At 72.3% G+C, this 21,119-nt stretch carries 17 protein-coding genes; 15 read left to right on the top strand and 2 right to left on the bottom strand.

The window, feature by feature from the left end:
• The first annotated feature begins 13 nt into the window (after window positions 1-13).
• From AB0C35_RS02325 to AB0C35_RS02285, 9 genes are all read left to right on the top strand, one after another.
• Complete coding sequence (locus tag AB0C35_RS02325; protein WP_358449553.1) at window positions 14-1,618, top strand: class I adenylate-forming enzyme family protein; 1,605 nt, start codon at window positions 14-16, stop codon at window positions 1,616-1,618.
• The gene (locus tag AB0C35_RS02320) at window positions 1,609-3,393 is read left to right on the top strand and encodes a CoA transferase (protein ID WP_358449551.1); all 1,785 of its coding nucleotides are present in this window, start codon (window positions 1,609-1,611) and stop codon (window positions 3,391-3,393) included. The genes AB0C35_RS02325 and AB0C35_RS02320 overlap by 10 nt, the downstream gene beginning before the upstream one ends.
• A gap of 9 nt (window positions 3,394-3,402) precedes the next feature.
• Window positions 3,403-5,064, top strand: coding sequence for a class I adenylate-forming enzyme family protein (locus AB0C35_RS02315; protein WP_358449549.1), 1,662 nt, complete (start codon window positions 3,403-3,405; stop codon window positions 5,062-5,064).
• Window positions 5,061-5,873: a methyltransferase domain-containing protein gene (locus tag AB0C35_RS02310; protein ID WP_358449547.1), complete on the top strand. Its 813-nt coding sequence runs from the start codon at window positions 5,061-5,063 to the stop codon at window positions 5,871-5,873. Before AB0C35_RS02315 ends, AB0C35_RS02310 begins: the two co-directional genes overlap by 4 nt.
• Entirely contained in the window at window positions 5,870-6,304 is a 435-nt protein-coding gene (locus AB0C35_RS02305) for a carboxymuconolactone decarboxylase family protein (RefSeq protein WP_358449545.1), read from the top strand. Before AB0C35_RS02310 ends, AB0C35_RS02305 begins: the two co-directional genes overlap by 4 nt.
• Window positions 6,305-6,498: 194 nt before the next feature.
• Entirely contained in the window at window positions 6,499-6,678 is a 180-nt protein-coding gene (locus tag AB0C35_RS02300; RefSeq protein WP_358449543.1) for a hypothetical protein, read from the top strand.
• An 87-nt stretch (window positions 6,679-6,765) separates the two neighbouring features.
• Window positions 6,766-7,770, top strand: a complete 1,005-nt coding sequence (locus tag AB0C35_RS02295) for an MvdC/MvdD family ATP grasp protein (RefSeq protein WP_358449541.1) — start codon at window positions 6,766-6,768, stop codon at window positions 7,768-7,770.
• Entirely contained in the window at window positions 7,767-8,840 is a 1,074-nt protein-coding gene (locus AB0C35_RS02290) for a TIGR04500 family putative peptide maturation system protein (protein WP_358449540.1), read from the top strand. Before AB0C35_RS02295 ends, AB0C35_RS02290 begins: the two co-directional genes overlap by 4 nt.
• On the top strand, window positions 8,825-11,008 hold the full coding sequence (locus tag AB0C35_RS02285; RefSeq protein ID WP_358449538.1) for a peptidase domain-containing ABC transporter: 2,184 nt from the start codon (window positions 8,825-8,827) through the stop codon (window positions 11,006-11,008). Before AB0C35_RS02290 ends, AB0C35_RS02285 begins: the two co-directional genes overlap by 16 nt.
• Here the strand turns inward: AB0C35_RS02285 and AB0C35_RS02280 are convergent.
• On the bottom strand, window positions 10,995-13,625 hold the full coding sequence (locus tag AB0C35_RS02280) for a LuxR C-terminal-related transcriptional regulator (RefSeq protein WP_358449536.1): 2,631 nt from the start codon (window positions 13,623-13,625) through the stop codon (window positions 10,995-10,997). The genes AB0C35_RS02285 and AB0C35_RS02280 overlap by 14 nt on opposite strands.
• A 289-nt stretch (window positions 13,626-13,914) precedes the next feature.
• Here AB0C35_RS02280 and AB0C35_RS02275 point away from each other — a divergent pair, with 289 nt between their 5' ends.
• Window positions 13,915-14,487, top strand: coding sequence for a TetR/AcrR family transcriptional regulator (locus tag AB0C35_RS02275; RefSeq protein ID WP_358449534.1), 573 nt, complete (start codon window positions 13,915-13,917; stop codon window positions 14,485-14,487).
• Between the two features lie 18 nt (window positions 14,488-14,505).
• Here the strand turns inward: AB0C35_RS02275 and AB0C35_RS02270 are convergent, their stop codons facing one another.
• Entirely contained in the window at window positions 14,506-15,084 is a 579-nt protein-coding gene (locus AB0C35_RS02270) for a TetR/AcrR family transcriptional regulator (protein ID WP_358449532.1), read from the bottom strand.
• A gap of 253 nt (window positions 15,085-15,337) precedes the next feature.
• On the opposite strand from AB0C35_RS02270, the gene AB0C35_RS02265 reads away from it, so the two are divergent.
• The 5 genes from AB0C35_RS02265 to AB0C35_RS02245 all read left to right on the top strand — a co-directional run bounded on the left by AB0C35_RS02265 (window position 15,338) and on the right by AB0C35_RS02245 (window position 21,115).
• The gene (locus tag AB0C35_RS02265; protein ID WP_358449530.1) at window positions 15,338-16,519 is read left to right on the top strand and encodes a lipase family protein; all 1,182 of its coding nucleotides are present in this window, start codon (window positions 15,338-15,340) and stop codon (window positions 16,517-16,519) included.
• A gap of 15 nt (window positions 16,520-16,534) precedes the next feature.
• A complete protein-coding gene (locus AB0C35_RS02260) occupies window positions 16,535-17,398 on the top strand; it encodes an alkaline phosphatase family protein (protein ID WP_358449528.1) in 864 nt (287 codons plus the stop codon).
• A 9-nt stretch (window positions 17,399-17,407) separates the two neighbouring features.
• The gene (locus tag AB0C35_RS02255) at window positions 17,408-18,658 is read left to right on the top strand and encodes an MFS transporter (protein WP_358449526.1); all 1,251 of its coding nucleotides are present in this window, start codon (window positions 17,408-17,410) and stop codon (window positions 18,656-18,658) included.
• Window positions 18,655-19,668 (top strand): hypothetical protein, encoded by a 1,014-nt coding sequence (locus tag AB0C35_RS02250; RefSeq protein WP_358449525.1) that lies wholly within the window; start codon window positions 18,655-18,657, stop codon window positions 19,666-19,668. Before AB0C35_RS02255 ends, AB0C35_RS02250 begins: the two co-directional genes overlap by 4 nt.
• 169 nt (window positions 19,669-19,837) lie before the next feature.
• Window positions 19,838-21,115, top strand: a complete 1,278-nt coding sequence (locus AB0C35_RS02245; RefSeq protein ID WP_358449523.1) for an acyl-CoA dehydrogenase family protein — start codon at window positions 19,838-19,840, stop codon at window positions 21,113-21,115.
• Window positions 21,116-21,119: the final 4 nt, after the last annotated feature.

The following is a 21,119-nucleotide window of genomic DNA, read 5'->3' as shown; positions in this document are numbered from 1 at the left end:
GAGAGGAGACCAGATGACCCTCTTCGGCAAGCGCGTCGAGCTGGGCACGCTGTTCGAGGACGTGGCCGCCCGCGGTCACCCCACCACGGTGCACCTCAGCCGGCCGCTGGACATCGCCCCCGACCAGGGCACCGTCCTGGATCCGCCCGCCCTGGCCGGGCTCGTGCGGGACGCCGCCGGATGGTTCGCCGCCGCGGGCGTGAGACCCGGCGACCGCGTCGCCATCTGCAAGCGCGACCACTGGGACCTGGTGCTGCTGTGCTGCGCGGCCGCCCGCCTGGGCGCGGTGCCCGCGCCGCTGTCGGCGCACCTGGAGACGGACGTCCTGGACGTCCTGCTCAAACGACTCGACCCGGCACTTCTGGTCGTGGACTCGGCGCGGCCGGCCTGCGACCGCGCCGGCTTCGCGGCCGCCCGGACGCTCGTGCTCGGCCCCGACGCCGGCGGGGAGGCCGGCGACCCGTCCGCGCTGTCGCTCGACGACGTGCGCGGCCACACCGCCCCCGCCCCACGGCGCCCGCCCGCCGACGACCCGCTCGCCATCGTGCACACGTCGGGCACCACCGGCGTCCCGAAGCTCGTCGTGCACTCCACCCGCACGCTGCTGCGGCGCCTCGCCGACTTCGAGGCCCACCGGTGGCCCGTGCTCGCGAGCCGCCCTGACGACGTGGTGGCGGCCGCCTTCTCCTTCGCCCACGGACGCGCGCTCGCCTGGACGGCCGCCGTCGCGGCCCTCGGTCCCGCGAAGATGCTGGTGATCACGTCCGCTAACTGGGCCGAGGCCCGCCCGCTGCTGGAGGAGCACCGGCCGACCATCATGGAGGCGCAGCCCTCGACCTTCGCGCGCTGGCGCCCCCGCGCGCGGTCACGGGCGTTCGACCGCGTCCGCCTCTACATCAGCACGTTCGACGCCGTGCACCCGCCGACCGTCCGCACGTTCCTCGACGCCACCCGGCATCCGCGTCCGATCTGGCTGCAGGGCTGGGGGCAGAGCGAGACGGGGCCGCTGACCTTCCGCTTCCTCACCCGGCGCGCCATGCGCCCCGAGCACGGCCGGCATCCCACCACCCGCGACCTCGGCCACCCCGTCCCCGGCCGCACCCGGCTGCGCGTCGTCGACCGCGAAACGCTGCGTCCCGTCCCGCGCGGCACCGCCGGGCTGCTGGTCTGCAGCACCAAGGCGCTGTGCCTCGGCTACGTCGCCGAGCGCGAACGCTACCTGCGCAAACGCGCGGGGCAGTGGTTCATCACCGGCGACATCGGCGTCCTCACCCGGACCGGGCGCCTGCTCCTGCTGGACCGGGAGGCCGACGCCCTCCCGGAGGCCAGCTGCGTCGAAGTCGAGGACGTCATCGAGGACCGGCTGCCCGGCGTCGGCGAATGCGTCGTCCTGAGCGTTCCCGGCCGTCCCGCGCAGCCCGTGCTCGTCGTCGAGGACGGCCGCCTGGACCCGGACCAGTGGCGGAACGCCGTCGCCGACCTGCCGGACCTCGCCGAGCCCGTCCTCACGACGTGGGAGCGGATACCGCGCACGGCGACCGGCAAGGTGCGGCGAGCGCCCCTGCGCGAGCACCTGGGCCTGACACCCGAGACCCACGGGACGGGCAAATGGACATGACGGCCGCCATGCCCCGGGCCCTGGAAGACCTCACGGCCCGCCCCCTGGACGGGACGGTCGTGCGCGCGCTCGGCGACTCCCTCGTGATCCGTGTCGCCGCCGCCCGGCTGCGCGCGCTCGGCTGCGTGGTCGAGACCGCCGGCGCGGCGCCGCCGGACGCGCAGGCGGGGTGGCTGGGCGTCGTCCACGCACCCTTCGCGGCAGGGGGCCGGGCGCTGCCCGAGTGCCGCATCGGCTGGTCCGGGCCGGTCGGAGTGCCCATGCAAGGCGAACGCGACGTGCAGGCCGCCTGCGGCATCATGCACGTCCACGGCCGTGCCACCGGTGCGCCGCGCGTGCTGCCGGTCGATTTCGCCTCGGTGTGCGCCGGCGTCCTCGCGGTCCAGGCCATCGCCGCCGGGATGCTGGCCGTGCTGCGGGGCGGGCCGCCCGTCCGCGCGGCGACGTCCGTCGCCCAGGCCACGGCGCTGGCACTCACCCAGTACGTCGCCGTCGCCGCGTCGGACCCCGGCACCGGGCAGTGCCCGCCCGATCCCGCCGAGCGGACACCGCCCGAAGCCGCCGAGCGGACACCGCCCGGGATCGCTGAGCGGACACCGCCGTTCCGGTCGGCCGACGGCGTCCGCTTCGAGATCGAGACGTTCGCCGCCGAGAACTGGCTGGCCTTCTGGACGGCGCTCGGCGCCGGACGGCCCGAGATCGTCGCGGGCTGGCGGCCCTTCCAGCAGCGGTTCGCCACCGCGACCTGCACACTCCCACCTGCGTTGCGGGCCGCTGCGGCGGCGCGCCACTACCCGGCCGTCCGCGCCGCCGCCCTCGCCGCCGGCGTCAGCATCGTGGAGGTGAACGAGGACGCGGCGTGCCCGCTGCCAGCGCCCGCGTCCCCCTGGCGGGCCCGCGCCATCGCCCCCGCCGGTACGGACCCGGCCGCCACAGTGCCGGGGAACGGCCGGACGCGCCGTCCCGCAGGCGGCCATGCCCCCCTCGACTGTGCCCCCCTCGGGGGTGTGCGCGTCGCCGAGGCCACCAACCGGATCCAGGGGCCGCTCGCCGGGCACCTGCTCGGCCGGCTCGGAGCCGAGATCGTCCGGCTGGAGCCGCCCGGCGGCGACCCGATGCGCGGCGTCCCGCCCCTGGCGGGCGACTGCTCCGCCCGCTTCCTCGCACTGAACCGGGGCAAGGACGCCATCGAGGCCGACCTGAAGACCCGCGCGGGACGCGAGACGGCGCTCGGGCTCGTCGCCTCGTCGGACGTCTTCCTGCAGAACTGGCCGCCCGGCCGCGCGAGCCAGTTCGGACTGGACGCCGATGACCTGGCCACCGTCCGGCCCGGCCTCGTCTATGCGCACGCCGGAGGCTGGGCCGAGGTCCACCCCGAACCCCAGCCCATGGGCACCGACTATCTCGTCCAGGCGTACACGGGAGTCGCGGCACTGCTGGCGGAGCACGGGCGGCCACCGGCGCCGACGCTGATGACCGTCATCGACGTCCTCGGCGCGCTCATCAGCGCCGAAGGCGCCGTCGCGGGCCTGCTTGCCCGCGCCCGCACCGGCACCGGCGTCCGCGTCGAGACCGGGCTGGCCGACGCCGCCCGCCTCCTGCGCGACGCGCACGCCGATCAGCAGGTCACGGAGACGGCGCCGACCGCGCCCGTGGTGTCGGACCTCGCGGCGATGGCCGCCGACCCCGCGTACGAGGCGCTCTTCGAGACCCACGGCCAAGCCGCCTACAGCCGCAGCCCGTGGACCTTCACCCCTCAGCCCTCCCATCCCTAGCGAGGCCACATGAAATCCGCTGCCGTTTCCCCATGGAGATCGGCCAACGGCATCACCATCGCCGACCGTGTCCCCGCCGAGACGCGCGCGGCCTGGACCACCGCCGGGCTCTGCCCCGGCCGGGATCTCTACGCGTTGTTCCGCGACCACGTCCTCGCGACGCCCGAGCGCGAGGCCGTCATCGACGGCGCGGGCGTCCTCGGCTACGCCGCGCTCGACGACCGCGTCCGCCGGGCGGCCGCCGCGCTGCGGGCCGCCGGCCGGGGGCCCGCCGACATCATCGCCGTCCTGCTGCCCAACGGACGCGACGCCGTCGTCGCCGAACTGGCGATCGCGGCGATCGGCGCCGTGGCCCTGCCGATTCCCCACACGCACGGACCGCGCGACATCGCTCGCCTCCTCGGCCGCTCCCGCGCCGCCGCGCTCATCACCGCCCCGGACGGCGTCGCATCGGCCATCGGCTCGGACGACCTGCAGATGTGGACGCCGGGAACACCGCCGGACGAACGAACCCACTCCCTCGACGAGGCCAGCGACGGCGACGTGCGGGCCTGGCGTCCCGAAGGCGTCGACCCGGAGGCCCCGGCCCGCATCTTGATCTCCTCGGGATCGGAGTCGGAACCGAAGATGGTGGCGTACTCCCACAACGCCATGGGAGGCGGGCGCGGCAACTATGTGGGCGCCCTGCGACGCGGTCCCGAGCCGATGCGGGCCCTGCTGCTGGTCTCGCTGGCGTCGTCGTACGGGTCGCTGGCGACCTCGGGGATCGTCGCACGCCACGGCGGCACGCTGGTCCTGCTCCCGCGTTTCGACGCCGCCGCCGCGCTCGAAGCGGTCGAGCGGCACCGTCCCACTCACCTGTTCGGCGTCCCCACCATGCTGTTGCGCATGGGCGAACGCGAGACCGGCGCGGACCTGTCGTCGCTCAAAGCCGTCGTCTCCAGCGCGGGGCCGGTGCACGGGCATGTCCGGGACGCGTGCGTCCGCCGGTTCGGCATGCCACCCGTCAACATTTACGGCTCCAGCGACGGGGTCAACTGCCACACCGGCCACGACCCGGCCCGCTGGGAACCCGGGCTGGCCGGCGTCCCCGACCCCGATGTCGCGCGGATCAGCATCCGCGACCCCGAGGGGAGGCCCTTGCCTCCCGGCCAGGCGGGGGAGATATGGGCGCTCGGCCCGATGACCCCGCTGTGCTACGTCGCGGCCCCCGACCTGGACGCCCGGTACCGGGCCCCCGGCGGCTGGGTGCGCACCGGCGACCTCGGCCGCCTGGACGGCGACGGCGCACTGTGGGTGCTCGACCGGCTCAAGCGCATCGTCATCCGCGGCGGCGTCGGGATTTCTCCGGCGGAGGTGGAGCGCGCACTCGTCGCCCACCCCGACATCGCGGACGTGCACTGCGTCCCGGTGAGCGACCGCGACCTGGGCGAACGGATGTGCGCCTGCCTGGCGGCGCGTCCCGGGGCCGCGACGCCGTCCCCGGCCGTTCTGATCGCGTACCTGCTGGAACGCGGCCTGGACAAGCGCGGGCTCCCCGAACGCTTCCTGACGCTGCCCGAACTTCCGCTCGGCCCGACCGGCAAGGTCAACGTCTCCGCCCTGACCCGCATCGCCGCCGAGGCCGCCGTCCCGGCGGACACCGCCGGTCCCGCGCGGCGGCCGGCGTGAACGCGACGTCCGGGCTCCGGCCCCCGCCCGTCTTCGGCGGACACGACGACCACAACGGCGAGCAGCACCGCCTGCTGGGCCTGGCCTTCGACCCCCTCACCAAGGGACGCCTCGCCCAGACCGGCATCGGACCGGGATGGCGGTGCCTGGAGGTCGGCGCAGGGGACGGCGGCGTTGCGGCATGGCTGGCGCGGCGCGTCGCCCCGACCGGCGGTGTGCTGGCCACCGACATCAGGCCCGTCCGCCGTCCCGCCGTCGCGGGTCTCGAATTCCTCCGTCACGACATCGTTCGCGACCCGCTTCCGGAGGCCGAGTTCGACCTCGTCCACGCCCGCCTCGTCCTGCGGCTGCTGCCCGACCGCCTCGCCGTCCTCGACCGCCTGGTACGGGCCCTCAAACCGGGCGGCGTCCTCCAGGTGGACGAGTTCGACGCCACCGACGCGCCCGCCCTCCGAGTGCCCGACCCCGCCGCGCACCGCCTCTACAGAACGTTCATGGACACAAAGGCACGGATCATGAACGGCGAGGACGTCGATACGGCCTGGGGCCGCAAGGCCGCAGCCGCGATGCGCCGATCGGGACTGACCGGCATCTCCTCCCTCCGCCGTTCCGAACTGTGGAGCGCCGACTCGCCCGGACTCCAACTCCTCAGCCACCACACCCGGCACCTGCGCGAGATATTCGTCCGCGCCGGAATGACCGACCGGCAACTGGCCGAGGTACGCGAGCTGCTCGCCCACCCCGGCTTCCGCGCCCGCTCCTATGCGATCTACTCGGTGCAGGGCCGACGACCCCGGGAGAGACGATGAGCGCCTACCGCATCGACCTTCACGCCGCCGCCCCGGACGTCCACACCGCGATGGCCGGCCTCGACAGGGCCGCGAGCGCGGCCCTCGATCCGCTCCTGGCCGAACTCGTCCGCATCCGCGTCTCCCAGATCAACGGCTGCGCGTTCTGCCTGTCGACGCACACGCGGGCGGCGCTGGAAGCCGGAGAAAGCGAGAACCGCCTGGACGCCCTCACGTCCTGGCGCGAGAGCCCGCTGTTCACCGACGCCGAACGCGCGGCCCTCGCCCTCGCCGAGGCCATGACCTCGCTCAGCCCGGCGGGCGTCCCGGGCGACGTCTTCGGCGCCGCCCGCGAGCACTTCGACGAGACCCCGCTGGCCCACCTCCTGTGGACGATCGCCGCCATCAACACCTGGAACCGCGTGGCCATCGCCGCGTCCCCGTCGCCGTGACGGCGTGGGTGGTCGCGGTGGTTCACATGCGCGGGCGAATAACGCCGTGGTCGAGCACGGCGCGCATGATGTGACGTACGCCACATCGTTTTGAGTAGTCACTACTCAGGCGGGTGCCCGGGGTGCGAGTGGAGCATTCGAAGCGAGATCTAGGCGGTGCGGGTCTCGTGCCGCACGCCGGGAAGGAAGGAAAGTTGATCAAGTTTCGGATCGGTGATCTTGCACCGGACGACACCGACGTCGTCGAACTCGTCGAGGACGACGACCTCGACCTCATCGTCGGCGCGATGGCCCCCGGCTCGGGCTTCGTCTGCTCCGTGACCGGCGCAGAGAGGCGGGACGGAAGTCCTCAGGAAGAGTGCTTCCGGGTCTAGCGTCCGACACGAACCGCGTGGCGCGCACCGGTGGGGGGATCGACCGGGCGCGCCACGTCCTTTGCGATGTGGTCCTGGAGCGCTCACATGCTTTTGATCATCAGTAGTCCCGACGACGCCGCCACCATTGATTTCGTACGCCCCAAGGTGGAAGCGCGCGGAATCCCGGTGCTCTGGTGGGACGAGGACCAGTACCCGGCGCACAGCCGGCTGACCGTCGAGATGGACGACGGCGGCTGCCGGCAGATCCTGAAACACCGCGGCCGGACGTACGACCTGGCCGAGGTCACCGCCGTCTGGGATCGTCGCCCCAGCCCGATCCAGGTCGGTGACCTGGTGACCGATGAGGCCTACCGGGCGAATGCCGATCTGGTCGCCCGCCGCTTCCGCGACGGCTTCTGGGAGCTGCTGCCGGCGCGCTGGATGCCGGCCAAGCCCACTCAGGCGCTGCGGTCCGACAACAAGCTGGTCCACCTCGCCAAGGCCGCCGAACTCGGCTTCACCGTGCCGCGGACCCTCTTCACCAACGATCCGGACGAGCTGATCCCCGCCTGGAACCGCGCCGACGGGCAACTCATCAGCAAGGCGCTGACGTACACGGACTTCTGGGTCTACGGCGAGCAGCACCTCGTCTACACCACCCAGGTGAAGCGGCGTCACCTCGCCGGCCGGCACCGGATCCAGCACGCGCCGGTGATCCTCCAACCCAACATCGCCAAGGCCGCCGAGCTGCGGGTGACGGTGGTGGGCGACCGGCTCTTCGCCGCCGAGATCGATTCGCAGTCCTCCCGGTTGACCGCGCAGGACTGGCGGCGCTACGACGACAACACCGTCGCCTACCGCGCCGTCGAGCTTCCCGGCGAGGTGGCCGAGCGCTGCCTGGACTTCATTTCCGCACTCGGGCTGAACTTCGGGGCCATCGATCTCATCCGCCGCGAGGACGGAGAGTACGTCTTCCTCGAAGTGAACGTGAACGGGCAGTGGGGCTGGATCGAAACGCTCACCGGATTGCCGATCAGCGACGCGATCGCCGATTGGCTGACCGCCGACGAACCCGTGACCCGGGACGCGACCAAGGAGACAGCGCCGTGACCACCCGATCGGCATCGACAGCAGTCGCCGAAGCCGGCGACGCGTCCGACGTGGACGCCGCATTCGGCGCTGATCTGGTCAGCGCGGTGGCGCTGCTGCGCCGACTGCCCCGGCACCGGGACCAGGTCGGCGAGGCCCGGCGGCTGGTCGCCGACTGGGCCGCCGCCCACCCGCGGCGCCGGCCCGAACTCGTCGTCGACGCCCCGCCGGGAGACCTGCGGGCCGGCTACGACCTGGTGCTCGCCCACCCGGACGGCGGGAGCGTCGCCCTCACCGGGCAGGCCGAAGACGGGGTCCCGTGGTCGATCGAGTACTCCACCCACTTCGCGGCCAACCGGCTGCTCAGCGTTAACGAGCGATCGCTTTCGGTGCCCTCCGCGCTGTTCACGATCCGTGCCCTCAACCGGCGGGATCCCACCCTGCACCGGCAACTCGTCGACTACTGCCTCCTGTGGGACCAGGTGTTCGACGAGGACGAGGCGGCGACCGCCGAAGAGCTGGCGGCGGCCGCCGACACGTTCCGCCGCGGCCGTGGCCTGCACAGCCGGGCGGCCACCCTCGAATGGCTGGCCGACGTCGGTCTCACCGAAGAAGCCTTCGGCACCCACATCGAGTTCGTCGCCCGCATCGAGCGGTTCCGGCGAAACTTCAAGGACGAGCACGCGGCCGACCACTTGCGAACCCACCTGGCCGACTTCGAGGTCGACGCGGTCTGGGTGCAGGCGACCGACGCGAGGACACTGGACGACTTCGCCGCGGCACGCACCCCGGCCGACCTTCTCACCTGTCTCGGTCAGCGCACCGGGGACACCCGGCAGGCCGGAGAGGTCCAGCTCACCATGGGCCGGCGCCGAGCGCTCGACCTGCCCGCACCGCTGCGCTCCCTCGCGGCGGGAGAGCTCGCCGGGCCGGTGCCGGAGGCAGGGCAGGTCATCCTCGGCGGCGTGCGGGAACGGGAACCCGCTACCGCGGCGGATCCGGCGGCGCTGGCCCGCGCCGGCGACGCGGCGCTGACCGAGTGGCTCACCGAGCAGCGGGCCAAGGCGACGATTCGATGGCACTGGTTGTGACCCGCCGTTTGCGGCCGCGCCGCCGCGTACCGCTGCGGATGCAGCTCTCCGCGGCGGACTGCGCCGCCGCCTGCCTGGCCATGGTGCTGAGCGCCCACGGCCGGCGCACCTCCGTCATCGAGGCACGCCGGCATCTCCCGTCGGACCGGGACGGCGCGAGCGCCCGCGAGCTGATCGGCGCCGGAAAGCATTTCGGGCTGAATCTGCGCGCGTTCGCCGCGCCGGCGGCCGGACTCACCCGGCTGCCGGGCCCGCTCATCGCCCATTGGGGGCAGAACCATTTCGTCGTCGTCGAGGACATCCGCGACACGGGGGTGAGCATCGCCGACCCGGCCCAGGGCCGGCGCCGGCTGAGCCATGACGAGTTCAGGGCCGGCTACAGCGGCGTCGTACTCTCCGGGAAACCCGCCGGGAAGCTGCCCCGCGGCTCCGACTCGACCTGGCGGACCGCTGCCCGGCTGCTCACCGGGGTGCTCGGCGACTGGCGGCTGATCGCCGCCCTGGTCGCCGCGTCCCTGATGGTGCAGCTGTTCCCGCTGCTGGTGGCGGGAGTCACCCGGGCGGTGGTCGACGGGACGACCAGCGGGAGCCTTGAGGAGATGCTGCTCCCGCTCACCGCGGCGGCAGGCGTCGCCTGGCTGGTCTTCACGGTCGTGAGCTGGCTGCGATCGGTGTTGCTGATCCAGTTGCAGACCGGCGTGGCGGCCCGGCTGATGCGCCGCCTCGTCGGGCACACCTTCACCCTGCCCTTCCGCTTCTTCGACCAGCGCGGCTCCGGTGACCTGCTCACCCGCCTCTCCACCGCCTCGACGCTGCGTGACCTGGTGACGGAGCGGTCCCTCGCGTTCGGCATCGACTGCCTCACCGGACTGGGATACCTGGCTCTGCTCGCGTTCGCCTCCCCGCCGATCGCGATCGCCGCCGCCGCCGTCGCGGCCCTACAGGCGCTCATCGCGCTGCTGGCCGGGCGGCCGAGCATCCAGCGCGTGCGCGAATCGCTGAACGCCCAGGCGCTGACGCAGAACACCCTGGTGGAAAGCCTCGGCGGGGTGGAAACGGTGATCGCCTGCGGGGCGGAGGAAGCCACCGTCACCCGCTGGCGGGCCCGCCACGACCGCGAGCTCGCCACCGCCCGGCGTCGCGACCTGTTCCTCTCCGGAGTCCAGGCGCTCACCACCGCGGTGCAGACCGCCCTGGCCGTCGGGCTGCTGCTCATCGTCGCCTACCAGCTGCCCAGCCCGGCGCAGCTCGGTGAGCTGCTCGCCCTCGCCGCGCTGGCCGGCGCCGCGCTGGCCCCGCTGGGGTCGCTGCTCACCACCGTCCAGCAACTCCATGCCGCGATCGCCCACCTGGAACGCCTGGGCGACATCATGGACACGCCCTCGGCGCCGAACGGCCAGGTGCGGCTGCCCGGCGGCCTGCACGGCCGCGTCGAGGTGCGCGGCGCGTACTTCGGCTACCACCCCTCCCGCCCGGTCCTGCGCGACATCACCCTGCGGATCGAACCGGGGCAGCGCGTCGCGATCGTCGGGCCGTCCGGTTCCGGCAAGACCACCCTCGGCCGGCTCCTGCTCGGCCTGCTCGAGCCGACCGATGGGCAGATCAGTTATGACGGGGTGCCGCTGGAGCTGCTCGACCGCCGGCGGCTGCGCCGGCAGATGGGGATCGTCACCCAGCAGCCGTTCCTCTTCGAGGGCACGATCGCCGACAACATCACCGCCGGGAAGGACCACTGCACCACCGAACAGATCCATGCGGCGGTACGGGTGGCCGCGCTCACCGAGGACATCATGGCCATGCCGATGGGGCTGTACACCGCCGTCGGTGAGGCCGGCTCACAGGTGTCCGGTGGCCAGCGGCAACGGATCGCGCTGGCCCGTGCCGTGGTGCACGAGCCCACCGTTCTCCTGCTCGATGAGCCGACATCGAGCCTGGACGCCCGTACCGAGGCGATGATCCAGGCGGAACTCACGGCGCTCGGCTGCACGCAGGTGGTGATCGCACATCGGCTCTCCACGATCCGGAACGCCGACCTCATCGTCGTCATCGACCGGGGGACGATCGTGGAGCAGGGCACCCACGACGCTCTCGTCTCCCGGGGCGGCCGCTACGCCCGGCTCGTACGCGAACAGCAGGTTCAGCGGAACCCGGCGATCAGCGGATCATGAGGCCGTCCTCGGCGAGCGCCGCCGCCAGCTCCGTGCGGCGGCGGATGCCGAGCTTGTCATACGCCCGCTGGAGATGGTTCTCGACCGTACGGGGGGACACCGACAACGTTCGCGCGATCGTCTGCGTGTCCATCCCGCCCGCCGCCAGTTCACCGACCTGCTGTTCCCGGCGGGTCAGCACCGGCGCGGCCTTCGGCGCGGGCAGCCACTCCGGCCAGGTGCCCCGATGCTCGCCGAGCAGCCGCTGGGTGCGGCGGGCCAGCGCGTTCACCTCCCGGCCGCCGTTGAACGTCGCCCCGGTGGCGGCGGCCTCCAACGCGAAGCCGCGATATCCGCGCTGCTCGAAGGCGGCGCTGACGCGGTTCATCTCGCGCAGATCCCGGTGGGCCAACGCGGTGGCGTGATCGGCCAGGAGGCCGTACAGCTCCCCATCGGTGCTCTCCGCGAGCCGCCGAAGCCGAGCGGCCCCCGCCGCGGACGGGTTGAGCCGCATGTCGACATGGAGGAACTCGGCGGCCATCAACACGTTGCCCACGGCCAGGGCCTCCGCCGCGCGGCGGCGCAGGACCACGCCGGCGCCACTGCGGTCCCCGGATATCACCAGCGCCCACACCTCACCGAAGGCGCCGTAGTCGGCCGCCGACGGGCCGGCACCGTCCTCACCGAGGCGGTCCAGCAGCTCAAGGGCCTCATCGACGAGGCCCAGCTCCGCGGCGACGCCGGCGCTGATCGCCAGTACGGTCTCCCGGAACCGGAATCTCGGATGGTCGCCGGTCAACGCGCGAGCTTCCCGCAACCACGTCGCGGCCTGCTCGGGCCGCCCCTGGTAGTAGGCGCAGATCCCACCGGCCAGTGCCACGATGCCCACCCCGGCGGGCGAACCCTGCTCGACCGCGTCGTGATAGTAACGCTGCACCGTCTCCGCCGCCCGCTCCACCGCACCGGTCATGATCAACGCGTGGACGTGGCAGGCCTGGGTCATCGCCCGCATCATCGGCCACGCGCCGGAGAACGCGGTCTCAACCGCGGACAGCTCCGCGATCGCCTGCGCCGGCCGGCCGGTGAAGAGCAGCAGCTGCGGCCGCAATGGTGCGATCGCGCCGACCAGGACCGGATCCTCGGGGGGACGGCGCAGCAGGCGGTCCACCATCTCGTTCGCCGCGTCGGCCCGGCCGTCGAAGACCACGACGAGCGCTTCGGCGGCCAGCAGGTCACTGGAGCCGTCCGCAGGCAGCGCGGCCTTGGCCTCGGTGATGACCTCGAACGCCCGTCGCGGCTCACGGAAACCCCAGAAGAGGTTGACCGCCCGGAGGGCCGCCACGTTCGCCCGCCCGGCCGGATCGGTCAGCCCCCGGGCCGCGTCGGCCAGCCACTTCTCCGCCTCGACGTACTCGCCCCGGGCGACCAGCACCCGGCCCAGCCGCAAGGCCCCCGCCGGCGTGGAGACCTGGCGGGACAGATGTTCCGCCATGGCCGCATCCCGGTGGCGCAGAGCCTCGTCGGCCGCCGCCAGCACCTCATCGTCGGGCACGTCCAACTGGGCGGCCAGCCGCCACTGCACCGCACGGATCCGATCGTCCGGCCGGCACGCCATCATCGCGGTGGCGAGGTCGTTGCGGATCCGCCGGATCCGCAACGCTCCGGTGCGGGCGATGACCGTGTGGGCGTGCAGCGGGTGGGTCACCCGGAGCAGGGGGACACGTGCGGACTGGTCGAGCTGGATGAGCCGGTGATCCTCCAGCCGTTCGAGCACCGGCGCCGCGACGAGTTGCTCGATCACTTCCAGCGGGGCCGAGTGGGCGACGGCCACGTAGCGCAGCGCGTCCAGCTCCTCGGGCGACAGCGCTTCCAGCGCCGCTGCCGCGGTGTCACTGGGATAGACCTCGCTGATCACTCCATCACGCCAGGTCACGACGCCTTCCCGCGTCACCAGGGCGCCGTCGTCCACGGCGCCGCAGAGCATCTCGCGCAGGAAGAGCGGGTTACCGCCGGTGACCCGCCACAGCCCGTCCAGAGTGAGCCCGTCCGCCGGAGCCCCGAGGACCGCCTCGACCAGGTCCCTCGTCTGCGGCCGGTCGAGCGGGGCGAGGTCGATCCGGGACCATCGGCCCCAGCGCCGCAGTGCCTCGACCGGTGGCGTCGCGGCGGCCTCCGTCCGGGTGGCCATCAGCACTCGCGCGCCGGCGTGAACCACCAACTTCTGGACCACCGCCGCCGACCCCTCGTCCAGCCAGCTCGCGTCATCGATGGCGATGACGATCGTACGTCCCTCCGCGGCCTTGAGCAGGGCCGCGGCAACCGCGCCGGGAAGCTCCGCCGCGTCGCCCGGCGAGCTGCCCGGCGCTGGAAGGAGCTGGCGGACCGCTCCGAATGGGAGGTCACGGTCCGCCGGTGTACAGGTGATCCGGGCGGTGTGACATGAGCTGACGGCGCAACGGTGCAGAACGGCCTCGACGACGCGGCTCTTGCCCACCCCGGTGTCGCCGGCGAGCAGGACCCCGTGCTGGCCATCGGCGAGGAGCGGCCGGAGAATCGCCTCCACGTCCGGGCCCCGCCCGGTCAACGGCCATCGCCGCCGGACGTGATGGGCCCAGATCGTCGTTGTCAGGTCGGGCATCAGGGCATCGGCCGTCCGTCACGCATCGGCGAGGACCCGAAGGCCCGCCGCCCACCGTTTCTCACATACCTGACTTTCCCGCCGCCAGGACCAGGCGCAGGCAGTGTATCCGAGCCCCTGAACTGCGCCTCGACCACCGACACGGATGGTGATGCGGGCCGCCGTGGCGCTGCTACCCTTCAGGCCAGTGAAGTCGCGACCGAGCAAAGTTGAACGGATCGCAGTGGATCCTCAAGACGTTACCGAGGGTGACCGGCAGGCCAGGATCACCCCGCGGAGCCGGCGCGGTATGCGGACGAGGAAGGCGCTCGTCGTCGCGGCGCGAGAGGTGTTCGAACGCGACGGGTACCTCGACGCCCGCATCGTCGACATCTGCAGCACCGCCAAGGTGGCGACGGGGTCCTTCTACACCTACTTCAACGACAAGGAAGAGATCTTCGCCGCGCTCGTCGAGATGCTGCAGGAGGAGATGCTGCATCCCCACATGAGCGAGCGCACCGGCGGCCCCCGCGCGGTCATCGATGCGGCGAATCGCGAGTACCTGCAGTCGTACCGGCGGAACGCCCGCCTCATGGCGCTGTTCGAGCAGGTCGCCCAGGTCGATGAGAAGTTCCACAAGCTTCGCCTCGAACGCGGCGACGCCTTCGCCCGGCGCAACGCGAAGATGATCCGAGAACTCCAGGAGGCCGGCGAGGCCGACCCGGATCTCGATCCGCTGGTCACCGCGCACGCGCTGTCCGCGATGGTCAGCCGGATGGCGTACATGGTCTTCGTCTCCGGGGTGCCGATCGGCTACGACGATCTGGTCGACACGTTGAACAGGCTCTGGTTCAACGGTCTTCGGCTCACGCCCTCGTCCTGAATCCGCCGGCGCGGACGGTCAGCCGGCCATCCGGTCGATCAGCAGGTGCAGTTGCGCGCGGAACTCCTGCCGGGTTCGCGGATCGTCGGCGTAACGCAGTCCGTGCCCGTGTGCGAGCACGCCCGACGCCAGGAAGCCGTGCACGCACCAGATCACCATGCTGAGCAGGTAGGGGACGTCGACCTGCGAGCCGGGCGGCAACCGGTCGGCGACGTTACGTGTGACCAGGCGCAGCAAGGGACGGGTGAACGAGTCCTCCAGGCCGCCGATGTCGGCCGCGTCCCTCATCCACCGCTGCATCCACAGGGCGCGGATGTACGGGTGATCGGCGTGGAAGTCGAGGTAGGTGTCGGCGACCTCGTGGAGGCACTGGAGGCCGGGCGGGCAGTTCTCCACGGCCTCCTTCAACATCGCCTGTTCCGCTTCGAAGGCGCCCCGCATGGCGGCCAGGTAGAGCCCGCGTTTGTCCCCCCAGACGTCCGCGACCTCCTGGACGCCGACTCCCGCGGCATCGGCCACGAGTTGCCGTGTCGTTCCGTCGTAGCCGAGTTCGGCGAACAAGCGGATCGCGACCTGCAGAACCGACGGCTCCTCCATGCCACCACCGTACGGAGGAGCGGATTGACGTTATGTATTTCCAAAGTTACATAACGTAAAAAATCCCTGGTCGACGGGCTGTGCGCGATGAGGCGCGAGGGGGTGAATTACACGAACTTGAATCCAAATTCAAGTATTGTTCCGATCCGCCTCCGGAGGTTTCATGGTGCCCCGCACCCGCACGGACGGGGAGGCGCTCGTCTCCCGCGGCCCTTCGCGGCCGTCCGCCTGCGGCCCACCCCCGAGGAGAGCCATGAGACGAACCGGCACCATCCACACCGGCCTGCGCCGCCTGGCCTGGACGGCGGCCGCCGTCATGGCGGCCGCGACGTTCCAGGCGGCCGGTACGGGCACCGCCGTCGCCGCCGCCGCACGGCCGGGCGACATCGTGAGCGCGGAGCCGTCCGCGTTCCGCGTCCTGCCCGGGATGGACACCGCCACCCGGGCCTGGAAGATCCACTACCGCTCGACCGACGCCAACGGGGCGGCCGACGTCGTCTCCGGCACCGTCATCGTGCCGGAGGACGGCCGCACCGGCGCCCGGCCGCTGCTCACCTACGCGATCGGCACCGTCGGCATGGGCGACCAGTGCGCGCCCTCGGCCACCCTGCCCGAGGGCGGCTCGGCGGAGGCCGGGACCATCGCGCAGGCACTGCAGCACGGCTGGGCCGTCGCCGTCACCGACTACCCCGGCCTCGGCACTCCCGGCGACCACACCTACCTCGTCGGACGCTCGGAGGGAACGGCCGTCCTGGACGCCGCGCGCGCCGCGCAGCGCCTCCCGGATGCCCAGGCGGCGGGCGTGACGGCCGCATCGCCCGTCGCGATCATGGGCTACTCGCAGGGCGGCCAGGCGAGCGCGTGGGCCGCGGAACTGGCCGGGAGCTACGCGCCCGAGCTGGACGTCATGGGCACCGCGAGCGGCGGCGTTCCCGCCGACCTGGTCGCGGACGGGCCGTCCGGCTCCGGCGACGGCGCCCTGGCGCTGATGGCGGCCATCGGCCATGACGCGGCCTACCCGGAGCTCGACCTGGAGAAATACCTCAACGAGGAGGGGCGCGCCCTGGCCGAGAAGGTGCGTGACGGGTGCGTCCTGGACATCGTCCTGGCGAGCCAGGGCAAATCGCTCGACGACCTGACCGAGCAGAACCTGCTGGAGGTGCCGGCCTGGCGTGCGCGTCTCGAGGCCGACAAGCTCGGCGACCGCGCCCCGGGCCGCCCGGTGTTCCTGTACCAGGGCACCGCGGACAACATCGTCAGCTATGACGTCGCGGCGCAGCTCCGTGCCGACTGGTGCGCCCGCGGAGCGACCGTCCAGTGGGAGCCCGTCCTGCTGGGCGACCACATCACCACCGCGCTGCTCGGCGCCCGCCCCGCCATCGACTGGCTCGGCAGGCGCATCGATGGTCAGGCGTCACAGGGCAACTGCGGCTGAGCGGAGTGAGGGACCATGCAGATGACGTTCACCGCACGACGGATCCCCTTCATCGGCGAGCTCCTCGCCGCCGCGGCGCTGGTCGGTCTGGACACCGGCGTGGCGCGGGCCGCCGTCCCCGCCTATGACCATGTCGTCATCGTGGTGGAGGAGAACCGCGACGACAGCGAGATCACCTCGAGCGCCGCGCCGTTCATCGACCGGCTCAGGCGGGACGGGGCATCGCTGACCGAGATGTACGGGATCGTGCATCCGAGCCAGGGCAACTACTTCGCCATGTTCCACGGCTGGGTGGCAGGGCTGTTCGACGAATGCCCGGTCATGGGTGCGCCGTTCAACCGCCCCAACCTGGCGTCCAAGCTCATCGCGAAGGGGAAGTCGTTCGGGGCCTACATGCAGGGCTACCCCGGTCGTCCGTCCACGTGTTCCAGCGGCGACTACGTGCAGCGGCACGCGCCGTGGCTGAACTTCAGCAATATCCCGACCAGCGCGTTCATGACGGACACGCAGTTCCCCAGTGATTTCAGCGAGCTGCCCACGGTGTCGTACCTGATTCCGGACAACCGGCACAACATGCACAGCGCGTCGGTGGCCCAAGGCGACGCCTACCTGCGTAACAAGCTGAGCGGCTATGCCGAGTGGGCCAAGTCCAACAACAGCCTGCTGATCGTCACCTGGGACGAATCGCAGGTCTTCAACCCCGTCAACAACATCGAGACCATCCTCTACGGGGCCCACGTGAAGCCGGGCAGGTACGGAAACCTGTTCCAGAGGCTCAACCACTACAACATGCTGCGGACCCTGGAGGACATGTACGGACTCCCGCACGACGGCGGGACGTACTTCGCGGCGCCGATCACCGAGCCGTTCGCGAGCTAGCGGGACACGGTGTATCTGTCGACCGCTCGGGCGGCCGATGCCGCGGCCGGGGTCCGCAAGGGCTCCGGCCGCGGGTCGGTGCCCGCCACCGTCATCGCGCTCGGATCGGTCAGCCTGCTCACCGATGTCTCCGCGGAAATGGTGACCGCCGTGCTGCCGATCTACGTGGTGGTCCAGCTCGGTCTCAGCCCGCTGGCCTTCGGCCTGCTGGACGGGCTGTACGGGGGCGTGACCGTGCTGGTGCGGCTGGCCGGCGGCCACCTCGCCGACCGCCGGGGACGGCACAAGCTGGTCGCCGGGCTCGGATACGGACTGTCGGCCGCGTGCAAACCCGCGCTGCTGCCGGCCGCGACCGTGCCCGGCCTCGCCGCCGTGCTGGCCGCCGACCGGATCGGCAAGGGGCTGCGCACAGCACCGCGCGACGCGCTGATCTCGCTGTCCAGCGGGCCGGACGAGCAGGGCCGGGCATTCGGAGTGCACCGCGCCATGGACACCGTCGGTGCGCTGCTCGGCCCGCTCGTGGCGTTCGGGCTGCTGTGGACGGCCGCGGACGCCTACGACGCGGTGTTCGTCGTGAGCGGCTGTGTCGCGGCGGCGGGGGTGCTGGTGCTCGTGCTCTTCGTGCGGCGGCCTGCACCGGCCGGCGAGACGGGCGCGCCGCCGCCCTCGCTGCGCCGTGCGCTGGGACTGCTGCGGATGCGGGCGATGCGGCGGATCTGCGGGTGCGCCGCACTGCTCGGCGCGGTCACCATCGGGGACGCGTTCGTGTTCCTGCTCGTCCAGGACCGGTTCGGCGTGACTCCGCAGTGGTTCCCGCTGCTGCCACTGGGCACGGCGGCCGGGTTCCTGGTGCTGGCGATGCCGCTGGGCCTGCTCGCCGACCGGGTCGGGCGCTGGCCCGTCTTCGTCGCCGGGCACGGCGCTCTGCTGGCCGCCTACCCGGCGCTGCTGCTGTGGGACGGCGGCGGCCCGGCCGCCATCTGCGGGGTCCTCGTCCTGCACGGCGCGTTCTACGCCGCGACCGACGGTGTCCTGATGGCCGCCGCCGGGCCGCTGCTGCCCGCCGAGCTGCGCGCCGGGGGACTCGCGCTGGTGCAGACCGCCCAGGCCGCAGCGCGGCTCGTGTCCTCGGTCCTGTTCGGCGCGGCCTGGACGGTCTGGGGCGCGGGCCCCGCCGTCTGGGCGGCCACGATCGCGCTGGTGGTCTCGGTCGCCGTCGCACTCGTCCTGCATCCCGTGACCGAGGAGGCACCCGAATGAGCACGGCTGCCCGGATACGCGTCCTGATCGTCGCGCTCGTCGCGCTGGCGGTGCTCGCCGTCGCCTACACGGTGTACGCGGCGTCCCGCACCGACGTGCGCGACGAGCCCCGGCCCGGCGGGCCCGTCGTCCGGGAGGGAGGCCTCACCCTCGACGCGCCGGGGCGGCTCCTGTTCCGCAACATGGCCTGGGGGCCCCTGCGGGACCGGCTCGCCTCCGTCCCGCTGGGAGCGTCGCGCGGCGTCCGGACGGCGGGCGGGCCGACCTGCTACACGTTCCACGCCGCCGGCGGGACGGGGGTGTGCGTGCAGGCGGACCGCGGCCTGGTCAACAGGTTCTCGGTGGTCATCGTCGACTCCCGGCTGCGGGAACTGCGCCGGTATCCCGCGGGCGGCGGCCCCAGCCGCACGAGGGTCTCGCCCAGCGGGCGGATGGCCGCCTGGACGGTCTTCGTCAGCGGCGACTCCTACGCCGGGACGAACTTCTCCACCCGGACCTCGATCCTCGACAGCCGCACCTGGACGCTGCACGAAAGTCTCGAGGACTACACCGTCATCAAGGACGGCCGCAGATACCGGTCGGTGGACGTCAACTTCTGGGGTGTGACCTTCGCGGACGACGACCTCTTCTACGCCACGATGGCGACCAGAGGGAAGACCTACCTCGTGCGGGGGAGCGTCTCCTCCAGAACCGTGTGGACGCTGACCGACAACGCGGAGTGCCCGTCGGTCTCACCGGACGGCACCCGGGTGGCGTTCAAGCATCGCGTCCAGGGCGACGCGTCGTCGCTGCCGTGGCGGCTGCACGTGCTGGACCTGCGCACCATGAAGGAGACCGCGACCGCCGAGACCCGCCCCCTGGACACCCAGGTCGCCTGGCTGGACGGCGACACGCTCCTCTACGAGGTGCCCGCCGAGTACGAGGCCGACCTGTGGGAGGTCCCGGCGGACGGCTCGGGCTCTCCCGCGCTGGTCATGCGGGCCGCCACGAACCCCGCGGTGCTCCGCTGAACCGGCCCCGGCAGGACATCGGTCCGGCCGGGCGCGGTGGCGGTCGCCCGTCGCGTCGCCGAAGGCGTTGACGCGCTGACCTCCAGAACTTGAACTCGACGGCGGATTCGAGTATTTCTTGAACCCGGATTCAAGTTCAATAATGTTGAACCCCCGGAAGGACCCGCACGTGGATCTGCTTCTCGTCTCCGACCGCGCCAAGCGATACCAGGCCGACCTGCTGGAGTTCATGGACGAGCACGTCTACCCGGCGGAGGCGGTGTACGAGCGCCAGATGCGCGAGTCCGGCGACCCCCACCACCATCCGCAGGTCATCGAGGACCTGAAGGCGGAGGCGCGTCGCAGAGGGCTGTGGAATCTCTTCCACCCGCACCCCGAGTGGGCTCCCGGGCTGACGAACCTGGAGTACGCGCCCCTGGCGGAGATCCTGGGGCGCAGCGGCCACCTCGCCCCGGAGGCCTGCAACTGCTCGGCCCCCGACACGGGGAACATGGAGGTGCTCACCCTCTTCGGCACCGATGAGCACAAGGAGAAGTACCTCAAGCCCCTGCTGGACGGGAAGATCCGCTCGGCGTTCGCCATGACCGAGCCCGGGGCCGCCAGCTCGGACGCCACGAACATCGGGCTGCGCATGGAGCGGGACGGCGACGAGTACGTCCTCAACGGGCGCAAGTGGTTCGCCTCCAACGCGATGCACAGGAACTGCAAGGTGCTCATCGTGATGGGCAAGACCGCCCCGGACGCCCCACCGCACCGGCAGCAGTCGATGATGGTCGTCCCGATCGACGCGCCCGGCGTCACCATCGTCCGGAACCTCCCGGTGTTCGGCTACTCCGACCGGGAGGGCCACGCCGAGATCCTGTTCGAGGACGTGCGCGTCCCGGCCCGCGACGTCCTCAAGGGCGAGGGCGAGGGTTTCGCGATCAGCCAGGCCCGGCTCGGCCCCGGCCGCATCCACCACTGCATGCGCGCGATCGGGGTGGCCGAGCGCGCCCTCGAACTGCTCTGCCGCCGCGCCGACTCCCGCGTCACGTTCGGGCGGCCGGTCAGCGAGCGCGCCAACGTCCAGGACTGGATCGCCGAGGCGCGGATCGAGATCGAGAAGACCCGGCTGCTGACCCTGAAGGCCGCCTGGATGATGGACACCGCCGGCAACAAGGAGGCGCGGACCGAGATCGCCGCGATCAAGGTCGCGGCGCCGGCGATGGCGCTGCAGGTCGTCGACCGCGCGATCCAGATCCACGGCGGGGGCGGTGTCACCGACGACTTCCCGCTGGCCAACGCCTGGGCGCAGCTCCGCACGCTGCGGCTGGCCGACGGCCCCGACGAGGTCCACAAACGCGCCATCGCGCAATGGGAACTGCGCAAGCACCGGACGTCCGTACCCGCACCCGCGTCCGTACCCGTGCCCGCGAACGGTCAGGCCACCGCGCGGAGCGGTTCGTGAACGG

Source organism: Spirillospora sp. NPDC048819 (assembly GCF_040650055.1).
Classification (GTDB): Bacteria; Actinomycetota; Actinomycetes; order Streptosporangiales; family Streptosporangiaceae; genus Spirillospora.
The sequence above is the reverse complement of the archived record's forward strand: the minus strand, read 5'-3'. Positions and strand labels throughout refer to the sequence as shown.

Coding starts and splice junctions, on each gene's coding strand:
- AB0C35_RS02285 (WP_358449538.1), top strand. CDS start 8,825: ATGGCACTGGTTGTGACCCGCCGTTTGCGGCCGCGCCGCCGCGTACCG.
- AB0C35_RS02270 (WP_358449532.1), bottom strand. CDS start 15,084: ATGGAGGAGCCGTCGGTTCTGCAGGTCGCGATCCGCTTGTTCGCCGAA.
- AB0C35_RS02320 (WP_358449551.1), top strand. CDS start 1,609: ATGGACATGACGGCCGCCATGCCCCGGGCCCTGGAAGACCTCACGGCC.
- AB0C35_RS02265 (WP_358449530.1), top strand. CDS start 15,338: ATGAGACGAACCGGCACCATCCACACCGGCCTGCGCCGCCTGGCCTGG.
- AB0C35_RS02325 (WP_358449553.1), top strand. CDS start 14: ATGACCCTCTTCGGCAAGCGCGTCGAGCTGGGCACGCTGTTCGAGGAC.
- AB0C35_RS02250 (WP_358449525.1), top strand. CDS start 18,655: ATGAGCACGGCTGCCCGGATACGCGTCCTGATCGTCGCGCTCGTCGCG.
- AB0C35_RS02275 (WP_358449534.1), top strand. CDS start 13,915: ATGCGGACGAGGAAGGCGCTCGTCGTCGCGGCGCGAGAGGTGTTCGAA.
- AB0C35_RS02295 (WP_358449541.1), top strand. CDS start 6,766: ATGCTTTTGATCATCAGTAGTCCCGACGACGCCGCCACCATTGATTTC.
- AB0C35_RS02260 (WP_358449528.1), top strand. CDS start 16,535: ATGCAGATGACGTTCACCGCACGACGGATCCCCTTCATCGGCGAGCTC.
- AB0C35_RS02280 (WP_358449536.1), bottom strand. CDS start 13,625: ATGCCCGACCTGACAACGACGATCTGGGCCCATCACGTCCGGCGGCGA.
- AB0C35_RS02315 (WP_358449549.1), top strand. CDS start 3,403: ATGAAATCCGCTGCCGTTTCCCCATGGAGATCGGCCAACGGCATCACC.
- AB0C35_RS02305 (WP_358449545.1), top strand. CDS start 5,870: ATGAGCGCCTACCGCATCGACCTTCACGCCGCCGCCCCGGACGTCCAC.